Genomic DNA, 23,925 nt, shown 5'->3' with positions numbered 1-23,925 from the left:
AACCTGTTATTTCGATACCGGGCAAGGCTTAGTCTGGTCGAACAGCGACAGATTGACCAGCTTGCCGGTCATCGAGAAGTCGCCATAGTCCATGGTGAGATCGCGGGTGATGCCGTTCTCATGCAGCTTGAAGCTGATCCGGTACTCCGGCACTTCTTCGCCATTCTGGGCGCTGTCATCGAAATAAGCGATTTCGACCGGCCAGTATTTGTCGGTGGCGAGCTTCGCCAGCGCCGGAGCCTCCGGATCGGTCTTGTCGGCTTCGGTCTTCTTGCCGACGACTACGGTGGTCGCCATCACCTTGTTGGCGTCCTCCGAACCATCGAACAGGTTCGTCTGGTAGAAATTCTCGCCTTTCTCGGCCTTGCCGATCAGCTCTACAAGATGCTGGGTCGGAAACTGGGTGGCTGCGAGTTCCAGGCTGTTCTTTTCGGGCTTGTCGATATCGACCTTGAGCCCCTTCGTGTCTTTCGTGGCGATGCCCTTGACCTCCTTGTCGAGGTTCTGGTCGACAAAGGATTTGGTCACGAACGAAAAGGTCTTGCCTTCGGCGTCCTCGAAAGTCGTCGTTTGCTGGTCGGTCAGTCGCGTATTGTCATTGGTGACGATCTGGGTCACGAAACGGAATTTCACCGTATAGCCTTCGCAGGCCGAGCCGTTGAACTCGTACACCATGCGACCGGATATGCCTGTTATGCCGGAGCGGTCGGAGGCCTTGTTGAGGGTGAGGTCATACACGGCGCGATGCGCCTGCAGCGCCGGCACGGCGAAAGCGGGGACTATCGGCAAGGCCGCCGACAACAGGACGGCGTGGAATGCAAGGCGCGCTGCGCGCATGAGGTACTCCGATCGTCGCGGCTGATGGCAGGCCGCAGGGAAAGATGGTCCAGCTTAAAAAAAGTCGTGGCGGAAGCGAGGCAAAAATAGCAATTTCGGCCCGGCTAGCGCAGCACCTTCCAGCAATAGGGAAAAGCAATGAGTGAAACAATCGAAAAGCGGCTAAGTGATCTCGGCGTGACGCTTCCTGCCGCCGCCGCGCCTGCCGCCAACTACGTGCCCTATTGCAGGTCAGGCAATCTGCTGTTCACCGCCGGGCAACTGCCGCTCAAGGACGGCAAGCTGCAGGCAAGCGGCCTGCTTGGCCGCGATGTCGATACCGCGGCCGGCAAGGACGCGGCAAAATACTGCGCGATCAACATTCTGGCGCAGGCTAAGGCAGCACTCGGCGACCTCGAGAAAATCCGCCGCCTGGTCAAGATCACCGTCTTCGTCGCCTCGGCAACGGACTTTGTCGAACAGCATCTGGTTGCCAACGGCGCCTCCGATTTCCTGGTCGCTGCCCTTGGCGAGCGTGGCAAGCATGCCCGTTCAGCCGTCGGCACCGCCTCCCTGCCGCTTAATGCCGCAGTGGAAATCGAAGCGATCTTCGAAGTCGAATGAACGAAGGCCTGACATGACCGACCTCTCCTGGCTGACTGCCCGGCCCGTTGCCCATCGCGGCTTTCACGACATGAACAAGACGCGCTGGGAAAACACGCTGTCCGCCTTCGCCGCCGCCGCCGAACGCGGCTACGCCATCGAATGCGACGTGCATCTGTCGTCGGACGGCGTTCCCATCATCATCCATGACGACGACCTGAAAAGACTGACCGGACAGGACGGCTTCGTCTGGCAGCGAAGCGCGGCCGAATTGACCGCGCTCAGGGTTGGCGGCACAGCCGACCATTTGCCGACGCTGCAGGAAGCGCTCGATCTCGTCGATGGCCGCGTGCCCATGGTGGTCGAACTGAAAGGGATTCCCGGCCGTGACGACGGCCTTGTGGCGCGCGTCGGCAAGATGCTCAAGCGCTACAAGGGCAAGGCAGCGATCATGTCGTTCGATCACTGGCTGATCCGCGATTTCCCGAAACATGCGCCCGGCATTCCCGCTGGATTGACCGCCTACGGCAAGGACCTCAAGCTGATCGAAGCGCATTTTTCCATGCTGGCGCACGAACTCTCCTTCACCTCCTACGCCGCCGGCGACCTGCCGAACCCGTTCGTCAGCTTCGTGCGTGAAAAGCTCAAAATGCCTGTCATCACCTGGACGGTGCATGATCAACCCGCGATCGACCTGACCTTCAAATATGCCGATCAGATGACATTCGAAGGGTTCGAACCCGACCTGGTCAAAGTCGCCTAAGCGGTGTGTCTGAAACGTGACTTGTAGCGGCCCGGATGGAGCTTAAATAAGCCTCATGGATCAGGGCGACGATGGTGACGGGCAAACAGCAAATGCGGACTATTCGATCCGCATCGCCGCGGGCATCGGCGCATTCACCAGCGACGAGTGGAACGGCTTTGCCGGCACCACGCGCGGCGATGCGGAAAATGGCTATAACCCGCTCGTTTCATTCGCTTTTTTAAGCGCACTGGAAGATTCCGGCTGCGCCGTGCGGCGCACCGGCTGGCAGGGACATCATTTGCGGCTGGAGACAGCGCAAGGCAGGCTGCTGGGCGCCATCCCATGCTATCTCAAATCGCACAGCCAGGGCGAATATGTGTTCGATCACGGCTGGTCGGATGCCTTCGAGCGCGCCGGCGGCCGCTATTACCCGAAACTGCAATGCGCTGTGCCGTTCACGCCGGTCACCGGCCCTCGCCTGCTGGTCGGCAAGGGCGAGGATCCGGATGCGGTGAAGGCCGGGCTTGCCGCCGGCCTCAAAATGGTGACCGACAAGCTCGGCGTGTCCTCGGCGCATGTCACTTTCGCCAGGGAAAGCGACGTCGCGACGCTCGAGGCCGCAGGCTTCCTGCATCGCACCGACCAGCAATTCCACTTCTTCAACGAAGGCTTTTCGACCTATGACGACTTCCTCGCCACGCTTGCCTCGCGCAAGCGCAAGGCAATGAAGAAGGAACGCCGCGAGGCGCTCGCCCCGGGCATCACGATCGATTGGCTGACCGGCAAGGACCTGACCGAAAAGGCCTGGGATGATTTCTACGCCTTTTACACGGACACCGGCAGCCGCAAATGGGGCCGCCCCTATCTGAACCGCCAGTTCTTCTCGCTGATCGGCGAGCGCATGGCGGACGACATCCTGCTGGTGATGGCCAAACGCAACGGGCGCTACGTGGCCGGCGCCATCAATTTCATCGGCTCCGACGCGCTCTACGGCCGCAACTGGGGTTGCATCGAGGATCACCCCTTCCTGCATTTCGAGGTCTGCTACCACCAGGCCATCGACTTCGCCATCGAACGCAAGCTGAAGGTGGTCGAGGCGGGTGCGCAGGGAGAGCACAAGCTGGCGCGCGGCTACCGGCCGGTGGCCATGCATTCCGCCCACTACATTTCGCACCCCGGCCTGCGCAATGCGGTGGCCGACTACCTCAAGCGCGAGCGGCGCGAGGTGGAGCGAATGGGCGAATATCTGGAAGAACATACCCCGTTTCGCAAGGATCTCGAGGAATAGCAGGCTTTTGGCATGCCTGCTGACGCTGTTTACCGTCCGGCCGGAATCCGCTAAACAATGCCCCGGGACATGGGTGCGCAAGCACCCTGGGGGGAACATGCAGGGTTTGGCATCTCTGGGTGTCGGGCAATGGCTCGGTGCGGCGGGGCTCGTGGCTGCGCCGACTTTGGTTGCCTGGCTTGAAGGCAGGCGCACGGCCTGGCCTCTCGGCTTCGCGACCTTCTTTCTCCTTTTCGGCCTCGCGCATCTCCTGTTTCCAGGCAACATCGTCGCCTTGTGGGCGGCACTGATGCTGACGGCGATCATCGGCATCGTCTCCAAACTGAAGCATCGCTATCTCGGCTTCAATTTCCTCGCCGGTGACATCTATCATCTCGCGGCAAGCAGCTTTCGCGGCGTGCTGGCCGATCATGCGCGCATGACGATCCCTGCCCTCTCGGCCATGATCTCCATCGTCCTGGGGATGATTGTCCTGGCGCGGATGCTCGCCGAACCGGCGATACCGCTGCCACAGCGCCTTGCGGTGTTCAGCACGGCAGCCTTTGTCTATCTGTGCGTTCTCTGGGGAAGCGGCGGCCCGAAGCGATTTCGCTTTCACCATCTGACCGACGGCCGGTTTCACCTATCCGCCTTCGTCGCCTCATGGTTCGGCGCCGGGCCGTCGCGGCGCCCGGTTTTCGTCGACATCGATCCGGAGCCGTTGCCGCTCTTGCCGCCGGTGCCGGCAAGCCGACCGGCGCATGAACGACCGCCACACATCATCATGATCCTGCATGAATCGACATTCGACCCGAGGCGGCTCGGCATAGCGATCGATGACCTGTCTAAGCGCTTCTTCACGCCACCGGACGCTCTCTCAGGCGTGCTGCATGTCGACGTCTTCGGCGGCAGTACGCTGCAGACCGAGTTTTCGGTGCTGACGGGCCTCTCTTCGCTCTCGTTCGGCAATGACAGCCGCTACGTCTATCATCTTCTGAGCGGACGCGTGCGGCACACACTTCCGTCCGTACTGAGCGGCATCGGCTACACCGTGTCCCATATCAGCTGCGACCGGCCTTCCTTCGTCAATTGTGGCCGGTTCTACCAATCGGTTGGGTTTGACGAGGTCAACTATGCCGAGACCTTGCCGCCACCGTTCGACGCCGAACGCTGGAAGCGGTAAAACCACGACGAACAACTCTACGATCACGCACTCGACCAGCTTTCGGGCCGCGTCGCCTCCGGCAGACCGTGCTTCCTTTCGATCGCGACCCTGATGAACCATGGCGACCACCGCCGCCGTATCTTTCCCATCGAGCGTCATGCGCAAGTCCGCCGCGAGGCCGTCGCGGCAACCGGCATTCCCTCCTATGGCGAATATGCCGTGCGGCTGGCCGAGAGCGTCGCAGCCTATGCCGCCTTTCACAGACGGCTCGAAATCTTGTTGAACGGCCAGCCGGCGATAATCGTCCGCTATGGCGACCATCAGCCGTCCTTCACCACGGCGCTTACCGGACTGCGGCCTTCCGACCCGGCGTTGCGCCAGACATTCTATGCCGTCGAGGCCGTGAACTGCAGGCTGCCGGACGATCTTGCGGCTCCGCCGATGCTGGATTGCGCTTTCCTGTCGACGCTGACCTTGCTGGCCGCCGGGCTTCCACTCGATCCGGTGTCCGCCACGCGAGCCGCCTTGTTGAACGACTGCGCCGCACCTTATTTCGACGCTGCGTCGCCGCGCAAAAGACGCTTCCATCGCGCGCTGGTCGAAGCTGGCATGGTCGATCTCGCCTGATCACCCGCCACATCGTCTTGCCGCTCCGGGAGAGCTTCGCTACACGAGACGGCGAGGCACAATCCGGAGTGTTCGCCATGGCTGAAACCGCCTATGACACCGACAACATCTTCGCCAAGATCCTGCGTGGAGAAATTCCGTCGCACCGCGTTTACGAAGACGACGCCGTCGTTGCCTTCATGGATGTGATGCCGCAGGGACCGGGCCACACGCTCGTGGTACCAAAAGCGCCGTCGCGCAACCTGCTCGATGCCGATCCATCGACCTTCGGTCTACTTTTCACGGTCGTCCAGAAAGTGGCGCTGGCCGTCAAGAAGGCGCTCGATGCCGACGGCGTCACAATCTTGCAGTTCAACGAGCCGGCCTCCGGGCAGACCGTCTATCACCTGCACGTCCATGTCATCCCGCGCTTCGAGGGCGTGCCGCTGAAGCCGCATAGCGGTGGGATGGAGAAGCCCGAAGTGCTGGCCGGGAACGCCGAAAAGATACGGGCTGTGCTCGGAAGCTGACCCGCACCTCGTTTCGCGGATGGAAGAAGGTTTAGGCGGCGGCTTGAGCCAGCCGGTCGATCGCGCTTGGCTGAGCGCCATCTCGCAGGCGCTGGCGGATTGCATCCGCGCACTTCTCAGGGCTGAGGACCGAGGTGTCGACCTCAAGATCGTATAGGCCCGGCTGGTGCACCGCCTCCTGCCACAGGCGCACCGGCAAAGGCACAGGATCGTCTGAAGAGCCGGTGACATAACCCCTGCCCGCCTCGCTGGCAGCTCGCCTTTCCATAATGATTTCAATCGGACAGCGCACGCCGACCAGCAGTGCCGGCAGGCCGGCGAGCAGACGCGCGCAGTCGGTGAGACAATCGAGGGGCTTCGAATAGGCATCGTGATGGCCGACATCCGTCACGACGTTCAGCCCCAGTCGGCTATGCGCCGCGATCGATTCGTAGAGGGCGGCGTACAAACGCGGCACAAAAACTTCGAGGTCCGGGCGTTCGCCGCCAGGACGCAACCCTATTCCCGGACGAAGTTGCGGCGGCGTGATCTGCTCATAGCTGTCGACACCCAGAGTCGCCCACGGGCCATCGAAGCTTTCCTGGATGGCTCGAGCGATGCTCGACTTTCCTGACCTCGGCGCGCCGTTGAGGATGATGATCTGGCCTGCCATAGCCACCCTATTGTCCAAATGAAAAAAGCCCCGTTGCCGGGGCTTTTTCGAGTGAGTTCGGATCAACCCTTGCGGGGCAGTTGCGGAACCAGGCTGCGCTTGCCGCCATCCTTGCCCTTGGGCTCCGGCTTCTGCGCCACGAGCTTCTTTGCGGCAGGCTTCTTGGCCACGGCCTTGGGCGGCTTCGGCGCCTCTTCCGGCTCTTCCTTCTTCGGCTTCACCGGAGCCTCGTCGGCCAGCGATTCGAGCTTCAGGCCGGTCTCGCCGGTTTCCTTCTTCTCGACGGTTACGCGCACCGTGCCGCCCTTCTTGAGCTTACCGAACAGCACCTCGTCGGCCAGCGGCTTCTTGATGTGCTCCTGGATCACACGGCCGAGCGGCCGCGCACCCATGCGCTCGTCATAGCCCTTGTCGGCAAGCCAGGCGATCGCGTCCGGCGACAGGTCGAAGGTGACGCCACGCTCGGAGAGCTGCGCCTCGAGCTGCATGACGAACTTCTGCACCACCTGATGGATGACCGGCACCGGCAGCGAGCCGAACGGGATGATCGCATCCAGACGGTTGCGGAACTCCGGCGTGAACAGCCGGTTGATCGCCTCGACATCGTCGCCTTCGCGCTTGGTCGACCCGAAACCGATCGCCGCCCGCTGCGCATCGGATGCGCCCGCATTGGTGGTCATGATCAGGATGACATTGCGGAAGTCGATCTGCTTGCCGTTATGGTCGGTCAGCTTGCCGTGGTCCATCACCTGCAACAGGATGTTGAACAGGTCCGGATGTGCCTTCTCGACCTCGTCCAGCAACAGCACGCAGTGCGGATGCTGGTCGACACCGTCGGTCAACAGGCCGCCCTGGTCAAAGCCGACATAGCCGGGAGGCGCGCCGATCAGCCGCGAAACGGTGTGGCGTTCCATATATTCCGACATGTCGAAGCGGATCAGTTCGACGCCGAGCGAGGCAGCCAATTGCTTGGCGACTTCGGTCTTGCCGACGCCGGTCGGACCCGAGAACAGGTAGGAGCCGATGGGCTTCTCCGGTTCGCGCAGGCCGGCACGGGCCAGCTTGATCGCCGAGGTCAGCGCGCTGATGGCGGTGTCCTGGCCATAGACGACGCGCTTCAGCTCGATATCGAGGCCTTGCAGCACCTTCTCGTCATCGGCCGAAACCGTCTTCGGCGGAATGCGCGCCATGGTGGCGATCGTGGCTTCGATCTCCTTGATACCAATGGTCTTCTTGCGCTTGGCTTCCGGCACCAGCATCTGCGAGGCGCCGGTCTCGTCGATCACGTCGATCGCCTTATCCGGCAGCTTGCGGTCGTTGATATAGCGCGCCGACAGCTCCACCGAAGCCTTGATCGCCTCGTTGGTGAACTTCACCTTGTGGAATTCCTCATAGTAGGGCTTGAGGCCCTTCATGATCTCGATGGCGTCCTCGATGGTCGGCTCGTTGACGTCGATCTTCTGGAAGCGCCGCACCAGAGCGCGGTCCTTCTCGAAGAACTGGCGGAATTCCTTGTAGGTGGTCGAGCCGATGCAGCGGATCGCACCGGACGACAAAGCCGGCTTCAACAGGTTCGACGCATCCATGGCGCCGCCTGACGTGGCACCCGCACCAATCACGGTGTGGATCTCGTCGATGAACAGCACGGCGCCCGGATAATCCTCGAGTTCCTTGACGACCTGCTTCAGCCGTTCCTCGAAATCGCCGCGGTAGCGCGTGCCGGCCAGCAGCGTGCCCATGTCGAGCGCGAAGATGGTGGCGTTGTGCAGCACTTCGGGAACGTCGCCCTCGACGATGCGCTTGGCGAGGCCCTCGGCGATCGCCGTCTTGCCGACGCCGGGATCACCGACATAGAGCGGGTTGTTCTTGGAGCGGCGGCACAGCACCTGGATGGTGCGGTTGATCTCCGACTCACGGCCGATCAGCGGGTCGATCTTGCCGGCCTTGGCCTTGTTGTTGAGGTTGACGCAGTAAGCCGTCAGCGCGTCCTGCTGCTGCTTCTTCTTGCCGCCTTCCTCCTGTGGCTCGGCGCCGTTCTGGCCGCCCTGCTCGTCATCGGCGCCGCGCGGCGAGCGCGTTTCCGATGCGCCGGGGCGCTTGGCGATGCCGTGCGAGATGTAGTTGACCGCGTCGTAGCGGGTCATCTGCTGTTCCTGCAGGAAATAGGCGGCATGGCTCTCGCGCTCGGCGAAGATGGCGACGAGCACATTGGCGCCCGACACTTCCTCGCGGCCCGACGACTGCACATGGATCACCGCGCGCTGTATGACGCGTTGGAAGCCGGCGGTCGGCTTGGAATCCTCGTCGTATCCGGTGACCAGATTGTCGAGCTCGGTGTCGATATAGGTGAGAACAGTGTGCTTGAGCTCGTCGAGATCGACGTTGCAGGCGCGCATGACGGCGGCCGCCTCGGTGTCGTCGATGAGCGCGAGCAGCAGATGTTCAAGGGTTGCGTATTCGTGGTGCCGCTCATTGGCGAGCGTCAGCGCCTGGTGAAGCGCCTTTTCCAGGCCTTGGGAGAAAGCCGGCATGTTACCTCACTTCTTCTCCATCACGCATTGCAGCGGATGCTGATTCTGTCGGGCGAAATCCATGACCTGAGACACTTTGGTCTCGGCCACCTCGAATGTATAGACCCCGCACTCGCCCACTCCATGATTGTGAACATGAAGCATGATGCGTGTGGCGGCTTCGCGGTCCTTCTGGAAAAAACGCTCCAGCACGTGAACCACGAACTCCATCGGAGTGTAGTCGTCGTTGAGGATGAGGACCCGGTAGAGGCTGGGCTTCTTGGTTTTGGTTTTGGTGCGCGTGATTACAGCGGTCCCACGGCCGGCCTCATTGCCGTCGCCGCCGCCGTTTGCCATCCGCGCCACTTGTGTCGTGGCAGTCAAACCGATCGTCACGTAATCCTGCCTCTTTCGAATCCCCATGCGAGTTCGACATGTAGGTGTTCGATGGACGATTTTAAGCCCTTCTGGTTAGCTGACAATATGGCTAGGTGCCCAAACTTGGCTGATTTTCGCAATCGTGAAGCGCTACGCCGTCGCGAACCCGAAATTGACATGAAAAAACCCGGCCGCGCTTCCGCGACCGGGTTTGTCCGGCCCCCAAGAGGCCGGATTTGAAATTGTCAGGCGAAGATCACTTCGCCTAGGCGAAATTACTTCGCCTTGGCAACGATCGATTCGAACGGCTTGTAGGCTTCCTTGGCGAGTTCGGCATAGAGGTCGCCAATCTTGGTGGCCTCGGCGACGAACGCCTCGTAGGACTGCTTGGCGTAGTCGGACTGGATCTCGATCGCCTTGTCCAGCGACTTGGCCGAAAACAGCTTCTCGACGGCGGCGCTGCCGGCCTCAAAGCTCTTCTTGGTGTATTCGCCGGCTTCGGTGGCGATGGCCTGAGCGCCCTTGGACAGCGAAGCGAAGCTCTTCAAACCGGTGTCGGCGAAGTCCTTGCCGTATTTGCTGAAGTCCTCATAGGTCTGGGTCATTTCACGATTCCCTTGACGGTTGAGGCGTCCTTCTTCGGGGGCGCCCTTGTGCAATGCACCTTAATATATTGTGCGCCGCACAAAAGTCAATATTTCGCCGGCGTGCGGAGCCCGCCTGCGCAGGCAATGGCTAAAAATCAAATAAAGTGCGTTTCAAGCCCGAAGAAAATGGTGAACGCGGCGGTTACCATAAACGGATTGGTAACGCTGCCCGGCTAGCTTGGCTGGAAGTGAGGCAGGACCCCTTTGCCGCCTCCGGAGCAACGAGAAATTTCAAAGGAACTACCAGTGCGTCAGGCGTTGTCGGGCATCGTTTCCAAATCCGCGTCCCATCTCAAAACGATCATGATCATCGCCATGGCGATGACATTCGTTGTTGCCGATGCCGCTTCGTCGCTGGCAGCGCGGCAGGCAGCCATTGTCGTGGACGCCAAGACCGGCAAGGTGCTGTATTCCGCGGATGCCAACGGCAGGCGTTATCCGGCGTCGCTGACCAAGATGATGACACTTTACCTGACATTCGAAGCTCTGGCGAAGGGCAGGATCAGCAGGAACAGCCAGGTCGTGTTTTCGGCCCATGCATCGGCCGAAGCGCCGACGAAACTGGGCGTGAAGCCGGGCGGTTCGGTCACGGTCGACACCGCCATTCTGTCGATTGTCACCAAGTCGGCCAACGACTCGGCGACCGCGCTTGGCGAAATGCTCGGCGGCAATGAATCCAACTTCGCCCGCATGATGACCGCCAAAGCACGCGCGCTGGGCATGAACGGCACCGTCTTCCGCAACGCCAACGGCCTGCCTGATCCCGGCCAGTTCACCACCGCGCGGGACATGGCCACGCTCGGCATCGCGCTACGGGAGCATTTTCCCCAGTACTACGGCTATTTCTCGCAGCGCTCCTTTCTCTATGGCCGCCAGCGCATCAACGGCCATAACCGGCTGCTCGGACGCATCAAGGGCGTCGACGGCATCAAGACCGGTTACACCCGCGCCTCGGGATTCAATCTCGTCTCGTCGGTTAATGACGGCAACCGCCGGCTCGTCGCCGTTGTCATGGGCGGCACCTCGGGCGGCAGCCGCGACAACCAGATGGCGAACCTGATCAACACCTACATGCCGAGGGCCTCGACCCGCGGTGGTGGCGATCTGGTTGCCAGGGCAGACAGCAGCAGCAATCCGATCAAGGCGCTTGCCAAGGTTCTCCTGCCCAAGCACGACGCGCCGACCCCGGACGACAAGCCGGTGGCGGTGGCCAGCGCCGACGACACAGCCGTCGCCGAAGACGCGACTGTCGCGCAGGGTGATGATCAAGGTGATGATGAAGAGAGCGCCGAGGCCGAAGCACCCAAGCTGGTTGTCCCGGCAAAGAAGGTGAAGACCGTCATCGTCGCTGCGCCGAAGGTGGCCACCGCACAGGTCGTGGCTGCCTATGCCGAGCCGACGCCGACGGCTGTCGAGCCGACGCCAACTGTCGATCCGGTCAACACCGCGTCGGTGCCGTCGGGCTGGGCCATCCAGGTAGCCTCCTCGCCGAAGCAGTCGGAAGCCCAGGCATTCCTCGACAAGACCACCAAGCAGGCGCCCAAGGTGCTGGCGGATGCCTCAGGCTTCACCGTCGCCTTCGACAAGGATGGGGTCACCTATTACCGCGCCCGCTTCGGCGGCTTCGGTTCGAAGGACGCCGCCTGGAAGGCCTGTACCGCTTTGAAGAAGAAGAAAATCGAGTGCTACGCCGTCCAGCAATAGGACGACGTGGAAGCGATCTCCCGGAAATTTTTTGCGTCGAAGGAGACTAGTTGTGATTGGAGAGCAAGACGTCCTTGGCTTCGTTGATTCGCGCCGCCAGGAAAGACGTGCCGCCGATATCGGGGTGCAGGCGCTGCATCAGGCGGCGGTGCGCCTTGCGGACATCCGCCGCGGCGGCCCCCGCTTCAAGACCAAGGACCTTGTAGGCCTCCTCCTTAGTCATGGCGCCCGGACCTGGCGCAACACCCAGCCCTTCGCCACCGTTCGTCTCAGTGTTTTTGCGCCAGACGGGAAATCTGCCGTCAAGATACGTCTCTAGCAGTTGGCGGCTCTCCGCATCGCCGGAGAGTTCGCGGTAAAGATGCTGCAACTCCGCAAGGCCCATCGCGCCAAGCATCTTGCCGTCATGGCGGCCGGCCAGAACCAGCCCTTCGAGGCCGCCCGTATTGTGATCCAGCTCCATTTCGAGCGCTGCCGTCCGCACCGTTGAGCGTTTTCCCGGCGCCAAGCTGACATCAGGCCGGTTCGTGCGCGTGGCGAAATACCAGCCGATTGCCACGAACAGGATGACACCGCCTATTCCGCTGCGCCCGACCAGAAGCACGGCGCCGCCCACCAGCGCCAGCAGGATCGGCCCCAACGTTCTGGTTGTGCTCGCGAGACTGGCCGGATCGGCGCGAAGAAACGCCGTGGCTGCGATCAGCAGCACCAGCAGCGATGCGACCAGGACGATAATTGCGCCTAACATTTCCCACCGCCCCGCGGATTCTCTGCCCGCCTGGACAGCCGCGTCATTTCATCAAACACTTTTTCTGCGCCGGAATCATGGCCTTCGCTTGGACAGCAAGAGGTCTGCCATGCGAGCTGGCTCCGCCAACGCCGCGATTCCTGTCGAGTTCGACAGCTTTCATCGCGCATGAATTTCAAGATGTGGCGTTGCCGTGCTGCTTGCAAGTCCAGTGCGAAGCAAGATGGAGGGCCAGGAAAGCCCGAACCGGAACAAGCAACGCTTCTGAGCGATGGCCTACAGCAAGCCCAGATCGGCAAGCTCGCGCCTGAGTTTCGGCGGCATCTCGACCAGCCCGGCCTTGCCCTTGCCGAGATCAACTGGGGCATCCGATGGTTTCAGGTAGCGCCAGCCCTGAAAAGCCCGGCGTGGCTGCCAGTCGGTGCGCACGACCAGCGGATCGAGCATCAGATGGCAACGGCCGATGCCTTCGTCATCGGTGAAGGGCCGGATCTCGGTGATCAACTGGCGGCATTGCACATTGCCCTTGACCACCCAGTAGAGCGAACCGCCATCGGTGATTTCTGCGCCACGCGTCGGCACCATGCGGGTGGTGTGCCAGTGTTCGGCCGGTTCACCGGCCCGGCGCCGTTCGTCGAGACGGAACTCGATCCATTCCTCGAGATCCTCGACGCTGTCGCAGCCGACGCACAGTTTTAAGAGATTGAGAGCCATCAGCTAAGGTTAGTCCGGAGCGCCGCGACGTCAACGGGCTGACGGACTTCTCCACAGTGCCGGGTTGGGCCAGCCCCCTCAGCACTCCACGACATTAACGGCGAGCCCGCCAAGGCTGGTTTCCTTGTACTTCTCGTTCATGTCGAGGCCGGTCTGGCGCATGGTCTCGATTGCCGCGTCGAGCGGTACGAAGTGGACGCCGTCGCCCTTGATCGCCAGTGACGCGGCCGTCACCGCCTTGACCGCGCCAAGCGCATTGCGCTCGATGCACGGCACCTGGACCAGCCCGCCGACCGGATCACAGGTCATGCCGAGATGGTGTTCGAGGGCGATCTCGGCGGCATTCTCGACCTGCATGGGCGTGCCGCCCATGACGGCGCAGAGGCCTGCCGCGGCCATCGCCGAAGCGGAACCGACTTCGCCCTGGCAGCCAACCTCGGCGCCCGAGATCGAGGCATTGGTCTTGATGATGCCGCCGACGGCGGCGGCCGTCAGCAGGAAGTCGCGGATGCTCAGCTGATCGGCCTCGGGATGAAAATGCAGCCAGTAGCGCAGCACTGCCGGCAGCGTGCCGGCTGCCCCGTTGGTCGGCGCGGTGACGACACGGCCGCCGGCGGCATTCTCTTCGTTGACAGCCATGGCGTAGATCGACAGCCAGTCATTGGCGAGCAACGGATTGGGTTTGTTCTGCTGCCACTGCTCCTGCAGCTTGTCATGCAGCATGCGCGCACGGCGGCGCACCTTCAGCCCGCCCGGCATGATGCCGTCCTGCGACAGGCCGCGGTCGATGCAGCTCTTCATCGCACCCCAGATGGCGTCGAGGCCGGAGTCGAGCTCCTCGCGCGACATCTGCGTTTCCTCGTTGATGCGCTTCATCTCGGCAATGGAAAGGCCGCTCTTGGCCGCCATCTTCAACATCTCGACGGCGTTCTTGAAGGGATAAGGCACTTTCTTGCCTTCGGTCGTGACCGAGCCCTTGGCCTTCATCCGCTGCAGCTCTTCTTCCGAAACCACGAAGCCGCCGCCGATCGAATAGTAGATGCGCTTGAGCAGCAGGCGGTCGCCGGCATCGTAGGCATAGAACGCCAGGCCGTTGGCGTGACCGGTGAGCGGCGTCTTGCGGTCGAGCACCAGATCGGTGGCCGGGTCGAAGCGATAGGAGGGATGGCCGGGAGGCGAAATGCGCTTTTCAGCAGCAATGCGACCGGCAATCCCCTCAGCCTGATCCGGGTCGACGGTCTGCGGTGTCAGGCCGGCAAGACCAAGCACCACCGCGCGGTCCGAGCCATGGCCAATGCCGGTATAGGCGAGCGACCCGTGCAGGCTGGCGCCCACGCGATCCACCGCGACACCGGCCGGTCGCGGCCAGTCGCCATTGAGGATCTCGTCGAGGAAGCGGGCAGCGGCCGTCATCGGCCCCATCGTGTGCGAGCTGGAGGGGCCGATGCCGATCTTGAACAGGTCGAAAACCGAAAGGAACACGTTGTCTCCTGGAGTCGCGTCGGGGACTACATATAGGAATTCCCCGGATGTTTCCGCTCTTTTGGCAATCGCGGCGCAGCACCTGCCGACCTTGTTTGCTCCGGCAGCGACATTGCTGTCGTTCGCGGGAGCCGGCATCGAAGCGACCGCGCTGGATGTGGTAAATTCAGCCCATGGGTGATTCCTCCTATCTATCCACGGCCGATCTCGGGGCGTTGGCGCTCTTCCTGATCGCGTGGCTGCTGCACACGCTCGCTTCCGACGGCAGGCTGGTCAGCCGCGTGTCGCTGACGACGGCGATGAATGCGCAGCGCGAGGCCTGGATGCGCACCATGGCCGAGCGCGAAATCCGCATCGTCGACACCGCCATCATGAGCGGCCTGCAGCAGGGAACCGCCTTCTTCGCCTCGAGTTCACTGATCGCGCTCGGCGGCTGCTTTGCCTTGCTCGGGGCGTCCGACCGGGTGCTTGAAGTGCTGAGCAACCTGCCGCTCGGCGGCGCGCCGTCGCGCTCGGCCTTTCAGATCAAGGTGCTGGGGCTGGTGCTGATCCTGGCCTTTTCCTTCTTCAAATTCGGCTGGGCCTACCGGCTGTTCAACTATTGCTCGATCCTGATTGGCGCCGTGCCGATCCCGCATGGCGAAGCCTCGCGCAATCCGGTCACGCAAACGGCTGTCTGGCGCGCGACGCAGATGAACATGCTGGCCGGCAAGCATTTCAACTCCGGCCTGCGCGGCGTGTTCTTCTCGATCGGCTATCTCGGCTGGTTCGTCGATCCGGTGGTGTTCGTGCTGTCGACGCTTCTGCTGCTGGCCGTGCTGGTGCGGCGCCAGTTCTTCTCGGCGGCGCGGCGCGCCGTCATCGGTCAGCCGCCAGGTGCTGGAAAAGGTTGATCGATCCGGCCCGAAAGCCAATAGGCGAAAAGCCCGATCCATTCGCGGATCGCCGTGGTCGTATTCTCCAGTGAATCGGCCGCATTGTCGCGAAACAAGCCGACACCTTCCTTGCCGGAGGTTCGATAATCGACCGGCCATGGAACGGTTGGAAACCCAGCCTTGTCGAACAGCGCCTTGGCCCGCGGCATATGGAAGGCGGAGGTCACCAGCAGCCAGGTCTCGCCCGGCTTCGGTTCGACAAGTTGGCGACTAAAGACCGCGTTTTCATAGGTGTTGCGAGACTTGTCCTCGAGGATAAGTCGATCGGCCGATACACCGAGTGGGCCAAGCAGGCGGGGTGCGGTGTCGGCGTCGCCCTCGCCATCAAGGAAAAGCGAGCCGTTACCGCCTGATACAACCACCTTGGCTTGCGGGAAGCGCCGGGCCAGGATTGCGGTCTCGACCATGCGATCGCCGCCGCTGCTCAATTCATAGCCGCCCCGCACGAGGTTGATGGCGCCCTCGAAGCCACCGCCGAGCACGACAATACCATCGACCTTTTGCGGCAGCGGCGGTCGTTGAAAGCGCTCCTCCAGCGGATTGAGCATCATTGCGCCGAGCGAGGTCCAGGCCGAGAGCGCAAGGATCAGAAACGCCAAGGCACTGCCGGTGACGGCAAGCCGCCGCCGGCCGATCATCCCGGCAATCAGCCCCGCCAGAAGCAGGAAGATCGTCAGGTTGAGCGGCTGGATGAAGAACCCGAATATCTTGGAAAGATAGTAGAACATCGCTCACCCATTCAGACGAGCGATACCCTTACCACCACTTTTCCGGCTGAAATGTGCCGGCCGCCTGTTCGATGACGGCGGCTGTCTGGAACAGCGTTTCTTCCTCGAACGGCCTGCCGATGAGCTGCAGGCCGAGCGGCAAGCCCTTGGGGTCGAGGCCGGCGGGCACGGCGATGCCCGGCAGGCCGGCCATGTTCACGGTAACGGTGAAAATGTCGTTGAGGTACATCTTCACCGGATCGGCGGCCATATCCTCGTCGGCAATGCCGAAGGCGGCGGACGGTGTCGCCGGCGTCAGGATGACGTCGACGCCGGCGGCAAAGACATTCTCGAAGTCGCGCTTGATCAGGTTGCGCACCTTCTGCGCCTGCAGATAGTAGGCGTCGTAATAGCCGGCCGACAGCACATAGGTGCCGATCATGATGCGGCGCTTGACCTCGCGGCCGAAACCGGCGGCACGGGTCTTCTCATACATGTCGACGATATCCTTGCCCGGCACGCGCAAGCCGTAGCGAACGCCGTCATAGCGAGCGAGGTTGGATGAAGCTTCGGCGGGCGCCACGATATAATAGGCCGGCAGCGCGTATTTGGTGTGCGGCAGCGAAATGTCGACGATCTCGGCACCGGCGTCCCTGAGCCAGGCAATGCCCTTCTGCCACAGAGCCTCGATCTCTTCGGGCATGCCGTCGACGCGGTACTCCTTGGGAATGCCGACCTTCATGCCCTTGATCGGCTTGCCGATCGCCGCCTCATAGTCCGGCACCGGCCGGTCGACCGAGGTCGTGTCCTTCGGATCGACCGACGCCATCGACCTGAGCATGATGGCGGCGTCGCGCACGTCGCGTGCGATCGGTCCGGCCTGGTCGAGCGACGAGGCGAAGGCGACGATGCCCCAACGCGAGCAGCGGCCATAGGTCGGCTTGATGCCGACAGTCCCGGTGAAAGCGGCTGGCTGGCGGATCGAGCCGCCAGTGTCCGTCGCTGTCGCGCCGGCGCACAGGAACGCCGAGACGGCGGTGGCCGAGCCGCCGGAAGAACCGCCCGGCACCAGCTGTGCATTGTCCAGGCTGCGTTGGGTCCTGGTACCGCCGGACGAGACGAAGCCGCCGTCGCCCTGATGCGTCGTCGGCATCACCACCGTGTCGAGGCGCGAACGGCGCCACGGGTTGATGACTGGGCCGTAATAGGACGTTTCGTTGGACGAGCCCATGGCGAACTCGTCCATGTTGAGCTTGCCGAGCATGACGGCGCCGTCGGCCCACAGATTGGCGGTAACGGTCGATTCGTAGCGCGGCTTGAAGCCGTCGAGCACATGGCTGCAAGCCTGAGTGTGGACGCCTTCGGTGCCGAACAGGTCCTTGATCCCCAGCGGAATGCCTTCCAGCGCCCCACCCTCGCCCTTGACCAGCCTGGCGTCGGACGCCTTGGCCATGTCGCGCGCCCTGTCGCCGGTCACCGCGACATAGGCATTGAGCGCCGGATTGGCGCGATCGATCGCCGAGAGATAGGCCTCGGTGATCTCGGTCGCGGTGATTTCCTTGCCGCGCAGCTTGGCGCGGGCCTGCGAAATCGTCAGTCGGGTCAGGTCGCTCATCAAAGGCTCTTTTCGTAAAAAACCGACCACTCGGAATCGGGATAATCCAGCACCGGTCCGCAGCGCGAGAAGCCGGCACGTTCGTAGACGGCCCAGGCGGCGGGATGACGATCGCCCGTCTCCAGCACCAGCCGCTTCAGCCCGTCCTGCCGCGCCAGCGCCTCGACTCGCTCGACGATGCTGGCGCCGATCTTGCGTCCGCGATGCGAAGGCCGTGTGTACATGCGCTTGACCTCGCCAATGGCATCGCCATGGCGCTTCAGCGCGCCACAACCAATGGCGATGCCGTTGTCGCGGGCGATGAAAACGGTCGTGTCCTGGCCGGCCATCTGCTCGACCGTCAGGTGATAACAATGCTCCGGCGGCGTCAGTTCCAGCAAGGTCTCGTTGAGTTCCTTGACCAGGCCGCGTACGTCGTCCTGCAGCGGCGTTTCGATGGCGATCTCGATTGCCATCGGCCCGCTACTCCACGACCTTCGGCACGAGGAAGAAATTCTCGTCGGTCGCCGGTGCGTTGGCGACGATGTCGGCCGCCTTGTTGCCGTCGGTGACGACATCCCTGCGCTTCTTCATCTCCATCGGCGTCACCGAGGTCATCGGCTCGACGCCGGAGACATCGACCTCGTTCAACTGCTCGACAAAGCCCAGTATGGCGTTCAGCTCGCCGGTCATGCGTTCTGCATCTTCTTCGCTCACCGCGATGCGGGCGAGACGCGCGACGCGCTTCACAGTCTTGACATCAACGGACATGTATTTGCCTCGGGGAAAAACCAATCCGGGCTATAGCGGCGCCGCGCGCGGTGCGCAACATGCATCATAGCAAGCCTATACAGCGATGCTGGCCCGGTCCTTGGGGCGGCGCAACGGGTTGGGCAACTCGAACAATCGCTTGCTTGACGAACACATGCTGCATGCGCCCTCGTCTTCCAGCGCGGCAAAGGCCCGCAATTTCGCCGTGGAACAGCCTGGCTCAAGCGGTCGATATGCCAGATAGGGATCCCACTTGTCGGAGAGGCGGTATTTTGCCTTCTGCATCGGCAGATAGGCGAGAGGCGCGCACTTCCAGATCTGCCCGGCATGGAGTTGCTTACATTCGCGAGCCGGACAGACTTCCCAACTGGCGCGCGGATCGCCATCCTCGAACGGCAACATGGCGTCGCCGAAGCCTTCGTAGCGACGGGTCCAATTCTTGTCTGATGGGCGGATCTGAACAAATATCCCGTGTTCCCGGCGCCACGCCTCCAGGAGAGCGAAGACCGGTTTCAACTTTTCCTGGTACTCCTCGGAGGCGTGATGAACCGAGACACTCAATTGGGTGTTGCCGTCAGCAGCGAGAATCGCCGGCAATGTCGGATGACGGTGCAGGAAAAAGCCGTTGCTGACGATCTCTATGCGGGCACGGGGCCAGTGCCGACGGACCAGCCCGACGAAGGACGGCAGCTCCGGATGGATGGTGGGCTCTCCGCCCAGGATGGAGAACCAGACAACATCTATGCGCCGGCTCCACAGCCCCATCCAGCGGTCTGCCTCCTCAAGCGAGACGGTGCCGGAATGGCCGTGATTGGAGTAGTGCGAACAGCTGTCGCAAGACAGATTGCAGCCATGTGCGACATGCAGTTCCAGTTTTGGGAACACCAGCCGCTCACGGCGGAAAAGCGACCTGATGCGCTGCATCATCGTCATGGCAAGGCAACGCCCTCGCACAAATAGTAGCTGCCGCTGTTGCCGCTTGCTTCGCTTTCGTCATCGATCGGCCGGACCGACACGAGATCGATCTGCCTCGCGTTCATTTGCGTCACCGAGAGGACATCGGGAAAGACATAGCCCGGCTCCTGGCAGATCGCCGTCACCGCCCAGCTCGGCGAGCGCTTCGCCTTGCTGATTTGAACGAACTCGCAATTGTATTCAACGCCTTGCAGGCCATGCGCCGACAACACAATGTTGCCGGCGTCGATCAGCGTCTGCAGCGTATCCTTCTTGGCCTGCGCACAAAGCTCCTCGGACTGCAGGTAGACGCCTTCGATGAAGTCATCCGCGGCGAGCGCGGGCGACGCCGCGGCAAACATCGAAATGAAAAGAGTTTGCCGCAACGCCATGCATTTGTTCCGCTTTAGCTATTTCTAGATCGTAATGGTCTCGCCAATCCTAGGCAATGCCACCTGAACACCGGATCCTTCCAGGCCGGCCTCGAATTTCTCAGCCGTCGGATCGATCATCGGAAACGTGCCGAAGTGGCAGGGGACGACCGTGTCGAACTTGAAAAAGCGGCGGCAGGCGAGTGCGGCCACCGCACCGCCCATGGTGAAGCGGTCGCCGATAGGCACGATGCCGATCTTCGGCTCATGCAATTCGTTGATCAGCGCCATGTCGGAAAAAATGTCGGTGTCGCCCATATGGTAGAGCGTCTTGTCTTCCGGGAAATGCAGGACCAGCCCGCCCGGATTGCCGAGATAGACGTTCTTGCCGCCCTCTTCGCCGAACGAGGAGGAGTGCAGCGCCTGGACGAAGGTGGTGGTGAAGCCGCCGCAATCGACCGTGCCGCCGATGTTGCCGGGATTGATCTTGTTACCGTCGGCGCCCTTGCCAACCAGATACATGCAGATCTCGAAATTGGCGACCAGCTGGGCGCCGCTTTTGCCGAGCACTTCCAGTGCGCCGCTGATGTGATCGTTGTGCCCGTGCGTCAGCAGAACATGCGTGATCCCTTCGGCCGGCCCTTCCCAGCCACCCGTCCAGGACGGATTGCCAATCAGATAAGGGTCGATAAGGATTTTGGCGTCGCCGGTTTCGATACGGAAGGCCGAATGGCCGTACCAGGTCAGTTTCATGAATGCATTTCCTCGATTTTTGTCGGGCCAGAGGATAGAACGCCGATGGTCCCGAGATCAAAGGGTTACTGTGTCCGTTGCGCGTTTGACAAAACACGTGGTGGTGAAAGGCGAAGGACGGCCGTTGAGTATTATCACGATCGAGGAATTGCCGACGCGGCTTGCCGGCGGCAAGACACTGGCCGGGCTCGATCTCGGCGACAAGACGATCGGCGTCGCGGTTTCCGACCGGGGATTCTCCTTTGCTCATCCACGCCCGGTCATCATGCGAAGGAAATTCTCGCTCGACGCCGCCGTGCTTTTGGCCTTGCTGGCGAAGGAGAATGCCGGCGCGGTGGTGATCGGGCTGCCGATCAACATGGATGGGTCGGAAGGTCCGCGCGCCCAGAAATCACGCGCCTTCGTGCGCAACATGGCGCAGCTGAGCGACCTGCCCTTCGTGTTCTGGGATGAAAGGCTGTCGACGGTAGCGGCCGAAAGGACGCTGATCGAGATGGACTTCTCGCGCGCCAAACGCGCCGGCAAGATCGATTCGGCGGCCGCCGCCTTTATTCTGCAGGGAGTTTTGGACCGGCTTCAGTCGCTCGCTGCATCCGCTCGAAGGGAACCGGACCCTCCCAGCGCTGTTTAAGCCAGCCGGCGATTTCGCGGCGACGGCGGAACGCCCACAGCGCCATCAGCAGAAATCCATCGAAGATGCAGGTCTTCGCCACCAAGCCGGGGATGATCGTTGGATCGACGCCTAGCATCTGGCCATAGAGCTGGAAGAAGAAGTCATGCATCTGCCGGGTGAGCATCACATAGCCGAAATTCATGTCATTGGCAGACAGATAGAACCAGCCCCAGAACAGCGCCATCGGAGCCGCCCAAAATGCGAAGATGTAGCGCATCAGCGGCCTCCCTTCGCTTTAGGGCCAGTCCGGTTGGGGCTGGTCCGGCTGGGGCTGGTCCGGCCTGATATTAGAGACAGCAACGAATTGTGCGCCGCCGCCTTCGCCATGTTGTGCGCCGTGGCGTGGAAAGCGGCGTCATCAGACACCGCAGCCGAGCGCCGCTCGGCCAGCATCGCGACATAGGAGGCGAGAAGCGCGGCGAGTTGCACCGCGACGACCATGAAGAGCCCGTTGATGCCTTGCGCGGCGCCACCGATCAAGATCATCGACAGCACACCTGAAGCGGAAATGAAGGCGATACGAACGACGCTGTCGGCGCCCGGGCTGGTCGCATCGTTGATCAGGGAATCGACAAAGGCCCAGAAGAACAGCACCGAGACGACCAGCAAGGCGGTGGCCAGCGGCGCAACCACGACGATGTTGTCCAGATTGACGAAGCGGGCACTCTCGACGGTCACACCAAGCACGCCGAGGGCTGCCGTCACACCGCGGTCTCCGTCGATGCAGATCAGCGCCAGCAAGGCGAAGACAATTGCCCAGTGCACAGACAGAAAGGAGGTCAGTACGTGTCGCATCGTGGTTCCTGCTTCGGCAGAAATGACAGTGGGCTTTGCCGCCCGTCGCCGCAACGGAAACCATTTGTTAAGGTTAACGGCGATTCACAGCGCGCGCTACGATGCCCTCAAATGCGTTCAACTGGTCGGAGAACCCAGCGCCGCGCCGCGCCGCGCCAGGTTCAGTTCACCGGCGGATAGAGCGTGTCGATGATCATGCGCGCGTCGTGGCGCGCATCGAGCATGCCATAGGTGTTGCGCCACTGGCCGGCCAGGCGCGTTTCGACGAAGGCATCGGCAATCCGCCCGGCCCCCAGCCGGCGAAGCTCCGCCGCCGCCGCCGATAGTGCCAACTGTTCGGTCAGCAGGCGTGCCGAGCCCTCATCGGTCGAAGCCACCTGCATCGCCGCCTTCAGCACACCGATCGTGCCGCGCCCGCCGGCGCCGAGGTCACGGTCGATGCCGGCCAGCACCTCTTCGAACAGGCCAGGCGCGCGGCCGAGCACGCGCAGCACATCGAGCGCCATGACATTGCCCGACCCTTCCCAGATCGCGTTGACGGGGGCTTCGCGGTAATAACGGGCGACCGGCGCCTCCTCGACATAGCCATTGCCGCCGAGGCATTCCATCGCCTCGTAGAGCAGCGGCGGCGCGATCTTGCACACCCAGTATTTGACCACCGGCGTCATGGCGCGGGCAAACGCCGCCTCGCCGCGATCGCTCGCCGCCTCATCAAAGGAGCGCGCCAGCCGGAACGACAGCGCAGTGGCGGCGGCGACATCCAGCGCCATATCGGCCAGCACGCGCTGCATCAGCGGCTGCTCGATCAAGGTCGAGCCAAACACCTGGCGATGGCGGGCATGATGAACCGCTTCCGCCAGCCCTGCCCGCATGATCGCCGAGGACGCCACCGCGCAGTCGAGCCGGGTCAGGGTCACCATGTCCATGATCGTCTTCACGCCGGCGCCGGGTTCGCCGACCATCTCGCCGATGGCGTTGACGAATTCGACCTCGGAAGACGCGTTGGAGCGGTTGCCGAGCTTGTCCTTCAGCCGCTGGAAGCGGAAACCATTGCCCGATCCGTCGCCGAGAACGCGCGGCACGAGGAAACACGACAGTCCCTCCGGCGCCTGCGCTAGCACCAGGAAGGCGTCCGACATCGGCGCCGACATGAACCATTTGTGGCCGGTCAGGCGATAAAAGCCGCTGCCGGCACGCTCTGCCCTCGTGACATTGGCGCGCACATCGGTGCCGCCCTGTTTCTCGGTCATGCCCATACCAAGCGTCAGCCCGGTCTTTTCGACCGGCGGCTTCTGGCTCTGGTCGTATTTGCGCGTCGTCACGCGTGGCGCCCATTCGCGGAACAGTTTTGGGCTGGCCATCAGCGCCGCCAGCGAGGCACTGGTCATGGTGATGGGGCAGAGATGCCCGGTCTCGAGCTCGGCGGTCAGGTAGAAACGCGCGGCGCGCACCTGATGGCGGCGGCCGATCTCGGCATCGCCGTTTTCCCAAACCGAGGAATGCAGCCCGTTGGCCACCGAACGGCGCATCAAGGCGTGATAGGCGGGATGGAATTCGACCAGGTCGAGGCGCCGTCCCTGGCGATCATGCGTCCTGAGTTTCGGCGTCTCGACATTGGCCAGGCGCGCCAGCTCCTGCGCCTCCTGCGTCAGGACGAAACGGCCGAGCCCGTCGAGGTCCTTGCGCACCGGGTCGGAAAAACGCTCGGCAAGCTGGATCAGCAACGGATCGCCTCGCCAGGCGTTGCCGCCCGTCAGCGGCGGCGGCTGGTTCGTCACGTCGTCGGTCACGCTTCTTCCTTATCG

General features: G+C 62.4%; 27 protein-coding genes. 9 read left to right on the top strand and 18 right to left on the bottom strand.

Annotated features, from left to right (window positions below; all coding sequences use genetic code 11):
* Window positions 1-6 precede the first annotated feature (6 nt).
* On the bottom strand, window positions 7-837 hold the full coding sequence (locus AC1DX4_RS11675; RefSeq protein ID WP_477220457.1) for a cell envelope integrity EipB family protein: 831 nt from the start codon (window positions 835-837) through the stop codon (window positions 7-9).
* A gap of 138 nt (window positions 838-975) precedes the next feature.
* Between AC1DX4_RS11675 and AC1DX4_RS11670 the strand changes: the two genes are divergently transcribed.
* The 6 genes from AC1DX4_RS11670 to AC1DX4_RS11645 all read left to right on the top strand — a co-directional run bounded on the left by AC1DX4_RS11670 (window position 976) and on the right by AC1DX4_RS11645 (window position 5,732).
* Window positions 976-1,440: a RidA family protein gene (locus tag AC1DX4_RS11670; RefSeq protein WP_477220456.1), complete on the top strand. Its 465-nt coding sequence runs from the start codon at window positions 976-978 to the stop codon at window positions 1,438-1,440.
* Window positions 1,441-1,453: 13 nt separating this feature from the next.
* Window positions 1,454-2,182, top strand: a complete 729-nt coding sequence (locus tag AC1DX4_RS11665; protein WP_477220455.1) for a glycerophosphodiester phosphodiesterase — start codon at window positions 1,454-1,456, stop codon at window positions 2,180-2,182.
* 55 nt (window positions 2,183-2,237) lie between these two features.
* A complete protein-coding gene (locus AC1DX4_RS11660; protein ID WP_477220454.1) occupies window positions 2,238-3,452 on the top strand; it encodes a GNAT family N-acetyltransferase in 1,215 nt (404 codons plus the stop codon).
* Between the two features lie 97 nt (window positions 3,453-3,549).
* Window positions 3,550-4,614 carry an LTA synthase family protein gene (locus AC1DX4_RS11655; protein ID WP_477220453.1) on the top strand — a complete coding sequence of 355 codons (1,065 nt, stop codon included), beginning with the start codon at window positions 3,550-3,552 and terminating at the stop codon, window positions 4,612-4,614.
* A gap of 93 nt (window positions 4,615-4,707) precedes the next feature.
* Window positions 4,708-5,223 (top strand): hypothetical protein, encoded by a 516-nt coding sequence (locus AC1DX4_RS11650; protein WP_477220452.1) that lies wholly within the window; start codon window positions 4,708-4,710, stop codon window positions 5,221-5,223.
* A gap of 77 nt (window positions 5,224-5,300) precedes the next feature.
* On the top strand, window positions 5,301-5,732 hold the full coding sequence (locus AC1DX4_RS11645) for an HIT family protein (protein WP_477220451.1): 432 nt from the start codon (window positions 5,301-5,303) through the stop codon (window positions 5,730-5,732).
* Between the two features lie 31 nt (window positions 5,733-5,763).
* Here the strand turns inward: AC1DX4_RS11645 and AC1DX4_RS11640 are convergent, their stop codons facing one another.
* The 4 genes from AC1DX4_RS11640 to AC1DX4_RS11625 form a co-directional block, all read right to left on the bottom strand.
* Window positions 5,764-6,384, bottom strand: a complete 621-nt coding sequence (locus tag AC1DX4_RS11640) for a chloramphenicol phosphotransferase CPT family protein (RefSeq protein WP_477220450.1) — start codon at window positions 6,382-6,384, stop codon at window positions 5,764-5,766.
* Between the two features lie 62 nt (window positions 6,385-6,446).
* Window positions 6,447-8,915 carry an ATP-dependent Clp protease ATP-binding subunit ClpA gene (clpA, locus tag AC1DX4_RS11635; RefSeq protein ID WP_477220449.1) on the bottom strand — a complete coding sequence of 823 codons (2,469 nt, stop codon included), beginning with the start codon at window positions 8,913-8,915 and terminating at the stop codon, window positions 6,447-6,449.
* A 6-nt stretch (window positions 8,916-8,921) separates the two neighbouring features.
* Window positions 8,922-9,251 carry an ATP-dependent Clp protease adapter ClpS gene (gene clpS, locus AC1DX4_RS11630; protein ID WP_027029050.1) on the bottom strand — a complete coding sequence of 110 codons (330 nt, stop codon included), beginning with the start codon at window positions 9,249-9,251 and terminating at the stop codon, window positions 8,922-8,924.
* A 296-nt stretch (window positions 9,252-9,547) separates the two neighbouring features.
* Window positions 9,548-9,877: a phasin family protein gene (locus AC1DX4_RS11625; RefSeq protein ID WP_172228772.1), complete on the bottom strand. Its 330-nt coding sequence runs from the start codon at window positions 9,875-9,877 to the stop codon at window positions 9,548-9,550.
* 288 nt (window positions 9,878-10,165) lie between these two features.
* Here AC1DX4_RS11625 and AC1DX4_RS11620 point away from each other — a divergent pair, with 288 nt between their 5' ends.
* Window positions 10,166-11,623, top strand: coding sequence for an SPOR domain-containing protein (locus AC1DX4_RS11620; RefSeq protein ID WP_477220448.1), 1,458 nt, complete (start codon window positions 10,166-10,168; stop codon window positions 11,621-11,623).
* Between the two features lie 46 nt (window positions 11,624-11,669).
* On the opposite strand, the gene AC1DX4_RS11615 is transcribed toward AC1DX4_RS11620, so the two are convergent.
* The 3 genes from AC1DX4_RS11615 to AC1DX4_RS11605 all read right to left on the bottom strand — a co-directional run bounded on the left by AC1DX4_RS11615 (window position 11,670) and on the right by AC1DX4_RS11605 (window position 14,567).
* Window positions 11,670-12,371: a DnaJ domain-containing protein gene (locus AC1DX4_RS11615; protein ID WP_477220447.1), complete on the bottom strand. Its 702-nt coding sequence runs from the start codon at window positions 12,369-12,371 to the stop codon at window positions 11,670-11,672.
* A 276-nt stretch (window positions 12,372-12,647) separates the two neighbouring features.
* The gene (locus tag AC1DX4_RS11610; RefSeq protein ID WP_477220446.1) at window positions 12,648-13,085 is read right to left on the bottom strand and encodes a DUF1489 family protein; all 438 of its coding nucleotides are present in this window, start codon (window positions 13,083-13,085) and stop codon (window positions 12,648-12,650) included.
* 78 nt (window positions 13,086-13,163) lie between these two features.
* Entirely contained in the window at window positions 13,164-14,567 is a 1,404-nt protein-coding gene (locus AC1DX4_RS11605; RefSeq protein WP_477220445.1) for an L-serine ammonia-lyase, read from the bottom strand.
* Between the two features lie 173 nt (window positions 14,568-14,740).
* Between AC1DX4_RS11605 and AC1DX4_RS11600 the strand changes: the two genes are divergently transcribed.
* Window positions 14,741-15,460, top strand: a complete 720-nt coding sequence (locus AC1DX4_RS11600) for a DUF599 domain-containing protein (protein ID WP_027044572.1) — start codon at window positions 14,741-14,743, stop codon at window positions 15,458-15,460.
* Here the strand turns inward: AC1DX4_RS11600 and AC1DX4_RS11595 are convergent.
* From AC1DX4_RS11595 to AC1DX4_RS11565, 7 genes are all read right to left on the bottom strand, one after another.
* Window positions 15,433-16,230: a YdcF family protein gene (locus AC1DX4_RS11595; protein ID WP_477220444.1), complete on the bottom strand. Its 798-nt coding sequence runs from the start codon at window positions 16,228-16,230 to the stop codon at window positions 15,433-15,435. The two genes, AC1DX4_RS11600 and AC1DX4_RS11595, sit on opposite strands and share 28 nt — an antisense overlap.
* A gap of 28 nt (window positions 16,231-16,258) precedes the next feature.
* A complete protein-coding gene (locus AC1DX4_RS11590; RefSeq protein ID WP_477220443.1) occupies window positions 16,259-17,824 on the bottom strand; it encodes an amidase in 1,566 nt (521 codons plus the stop codon).
* The gene (locus AC1DX4_RS11585) at window positions 17,824-18,279 is read right to left on the bottom strand and encodes a GNAT family N-acetyltransferase (RefSeq protein ID WP_477220442.1); all 456 of its coding nucleotides are present in this window, start codon (window positions 18,277-18,279) and stop codon (window positions 17,824-17,826) included. Before AC1DX4_RS11585 ends, AC1DX4_RS11590 begins: the two co-directional genes overlap by 1 nt.
* A gap of 7 nt (window positions 18,280-18,286) precedes the next feature.
* Entirely contained in the window at window positions 18,287-18,574 is a 288-nt protein-coding gene (gene gatC / locus AC1DX4_RS11580) for an Asp-tRNA(Asn)/Glu-tRNA(Gln) amidotransferase subunit GatC (protein WP_477220441.1), read from the bottom strand.
* A gap of 75 nt (window positions 18,575-18,649) precedes the next feature.
* Window positions 18,650-19,507: a radical SAM protein gene (locus AC1DX4_RS11575; protein ID WP_477220440.1), complete on the bottom strand. Its 858-nt coding sequence runs from the start codon at window positions 19,505-19,507 to the stop codon at window positions 18,650-18,652.
* Window positions 19,504-19,920, bottom strand: a complete 417-nt coding sequence (locus AC1DX4_RS11570; RefSeq protein WP_477220439.1) for a hypothetical protein — start codon at window positions 19,918-19,920, stop codon at window positions 19,504-19,506. Before AC1DX4_RS11570 ends, AC1DX4_RS11575 begins: the two co-directional genes overlap by 4 nt.
* A 24-nt stretch (window positions 19,921-19,944) precedes the next feature.
* Entirely contained in the window at window positions 19,945-20,652 is a 708-nt protein-coding gene (locus tag AC1DX4_RS11565) for a metal-dependent hydrolase (RefSeq protein ID WP_477220438.1), read from the bottom strand.
* 124 nt (window positions 20,653-20,776) lie between these two features.
* On the opposite strand from AC1DX4_RS11565, the gene ruvX reads away from it, so the two are divergent.
* Entirely contained in the window at window positions 20,777-21,283 is a 507-nt protein-coding gene (gene ruvX, locus AC1DX4_RS11560; protein ID WP_477220437.1) for a Holliday junction resolvase RuvX, read from the top strand.
* On the opposite strand, the gene AC1DX4_RS11555 is transcribed toward ruvX, so the two are convergent.
* The 3 genes from AC1DX4_RS11555 to AC1DX4_RS11545 form a co-directional block, all read right to left on the bottom strand.
* Window positions 21,201-21,542 (bottom strand): DUF6105 family protein, encoded by a 342-nt coding sequence (locus AC1DX4_RS11555; protein WP_477220436.1) that lies wholly within the window; start codon window positions 21,540-21,542, stop codon window positions 21,201-21,203. The genes ruvX and AC1DX4_RS11555 overlap by 83 nt on opposite strands.
* Entirely contained in the window at window positions 21,542-22,120 is a 579-nt protein-coding gene (locus AC1DX4_RS11550) for a hypothetical protein (RefSeq protein ID WP_477220435.1), read from the bottom strand. The genes AC1DX4_RS11555 and AC1DX4_RS11550 overlap by 1 nt, the downstream gene beginning before the upstream one ends.
* 161 nt (window positions 22,121-22,281) lie before the next feature.
* The gene (locus AC1DX4_RS11545) at window positions 22,282-23,910 is read right to left on the bottom strand and encodes a DNA alkylation response protein (RefSeq protein WP_477220434.1); all 1,629 of its coding nucleotides are present in this window, start codon (window positions 23,908-23,910) and stop codon (window positions 22,282-22,284) included.
* Window positions 23,911-23,925: the final 15 nt, after the last annotated feature.

The sequence above is a fragment of the Mesorhizobium sp. P3_A8 genome (genome assembly GCF_056402995.1).
Note: the sequence above shows the minus strand (reverse complement) of the source record. Positions and strands in the feature narration are given on the sequence as shown.

Excerpts from the sequence above, each read along its gene's own strand:
- AC1DX4_RS11600 (WP_027044572.1), top strand. The coding sequence starts at position 14,741 with ATGGGTGATTCCTCCTATCTATCCACGGCCGATCTCGGGGCGTTGGCG.
- AC1DX4_RS11645 (WP_477220451.1), top strand. The coding sequence starts at position 5,301 with ATGGCTGAAACCGCCTATGACACCGACAACATCTTCGCCAAGATCCTG.
- AC1DX4_RS11575 (WP_477220440.1), bottom strand. The coding sequence starts at position 19,507 with ATGACGATGATGCAGCGCATCAGGTCGCTTTTCCGCCGTGAGCGGCTG.
- AC1DX4_RS11655 (WP_477220453.1), top strand. The coding sequence starts at position 3,550 with ATGCAGGGTTTGGCATCTCTGGGTGTCGGGCAATGGCTCGGTGCGGCG.
- AC1DX4_RS11670 (WP_477220456.1), top strand. The coding sequence starts at position 976 with ATGAGTGAAACAATCGAAAAGCGGCTAAGTGATCTCGGCGTGACGCTT.
- clpA (WP_477220449.1), bottom strand. The coding sequence starts at position 8,915 with ATGCCGGCTTTCTCCCAAGGCCTGGAAAAGGCGCTTCACCAGGCGCTG.
- AC1DX4_RS11565 (WP_477220438.1), bottom strand. The coding sequence starts at position 20,652 with ATGAAACTGACCTGGTACGGCCATTCGGCCTTCCGTATCGAAACCGGC.
- clpS (WP_027029050.1), bottom strand. The coding sequence starts at position 9,251 with ATGGCAAACGGCGGCGGCGACGGCAATGAGGCCGGCCGTGGGACCGCT.
- AC1DX4_RS11610 (WP_477220446.1), bottom strand. The coding sequence starts at position 13,085 with ATGGCTCTCAATCTCTTAAAACTGTGCGTCGGCTGCGACAGCGTCGAG.
- gatC (WP_477220441.1), bottom strand. The coding sequence starts at position 18,574 with ATGTCCGTTGATGTCAAGACTGTGAAGCGCGTCGCGCGTCTCGCCCGC.
- AC1DX4_RS11570 (WP_477220439.1), bottom strand. The coding sequence starts at position 19,920 with ATGGCGTTGCGGCAAACTCTTTTCATTTCGATGTTTGCCGCGGCGTCG.
- AC1DX4_RS11615 (WP_477220447.1), bottom strand. The coding sequence starts at position 12,371 with ATGTTAGGCGCAATTATCGTCCTGGTCGCATCGCTGCTGGTGCTGCTG.
- AC1DX4_RS11660 (WP_477220454.1), top strand. The coding sequence starts at position 2,238 with ATGGATCAGGGCGACGATGGTGACGGGCAAACAGCAAATGCGGACTAT.
- AC1DX4_RS11675 (WP_477220457.1), bottom strand. The coding sequence starts at position 837 with ATGCGCGCAGCGCGCCTTGCATTCCACGCCGTCCTGTTGTCGGCGGCC.
- AC1DX4_RS11650 (WP_477220452.1), top strand. The coding sequence starts at position 4,708 with ATGAACCATGGCGACCACCGCCGCCGTATCTTTCCCATCGAGCGTCAT.
- AC1DX4_RS11625 (WP_172228772.1), bottom strand. The coding sequence starts at position 9,877 with ATGACCCAGACCTATGAGGACTTCAGCAAATACGGCAAGGACTTCGCC.
- AC1DX4_RS11595 (WP_477220444.1), bottom strand. The coding sequence starts at position 16,230 with ATGTTCTACTATCTTTCCAAGATATTCGGGTTCTTCATCCAGCCGCTC.
- AC1DX4_RS11555 (WP_477220436.1), bottom strand. The coding sequence starts at position 21,542 with ATGCGCTACATCTTCGCATTTTGGGCGGCTCCGATGGCGCTGTTCTGG.
- AC1DX4_RS11585 (WP_477220442.1), bottom strand. The coding sequence starts at position 18,279 with ATGGCAATCGAGATCGCCATCGAAACGCCGCTGCAGGACGACGTACGC.
- AC1DX4_RS11665 (WP_477220455.1), top strand. The coding sequence starts at position 1,454 with ATGACCGACCTCTCCTGGCTGACTGCCCGGCCCGTTGCCCATCGCGGC.
- AC1DX4_RS11640 (WP_477220450.1), bottom strand. The coding sequence starts at position 6,384 with ATGGCAGGCCAGATCATCATCCTCAACGGCGCGCCGAGGTCAGGAAAG.
- AC1DX4_RS11550 (WP_477220435.1), bottom strand. The coding sequence starts at position 22,120 with ATGCGACACGTACTGACCTCCTTTCTGTCTGTGCACTGGGCAATTGTC.
- AC1DX4_RS11590 (WP_477220443.1), bottom strand. The coding sequence starts at position 17,824 with ATGAGCGACCTGACCCGACTGACGATTTCGCAGGCCCGCGCCAAGCTG.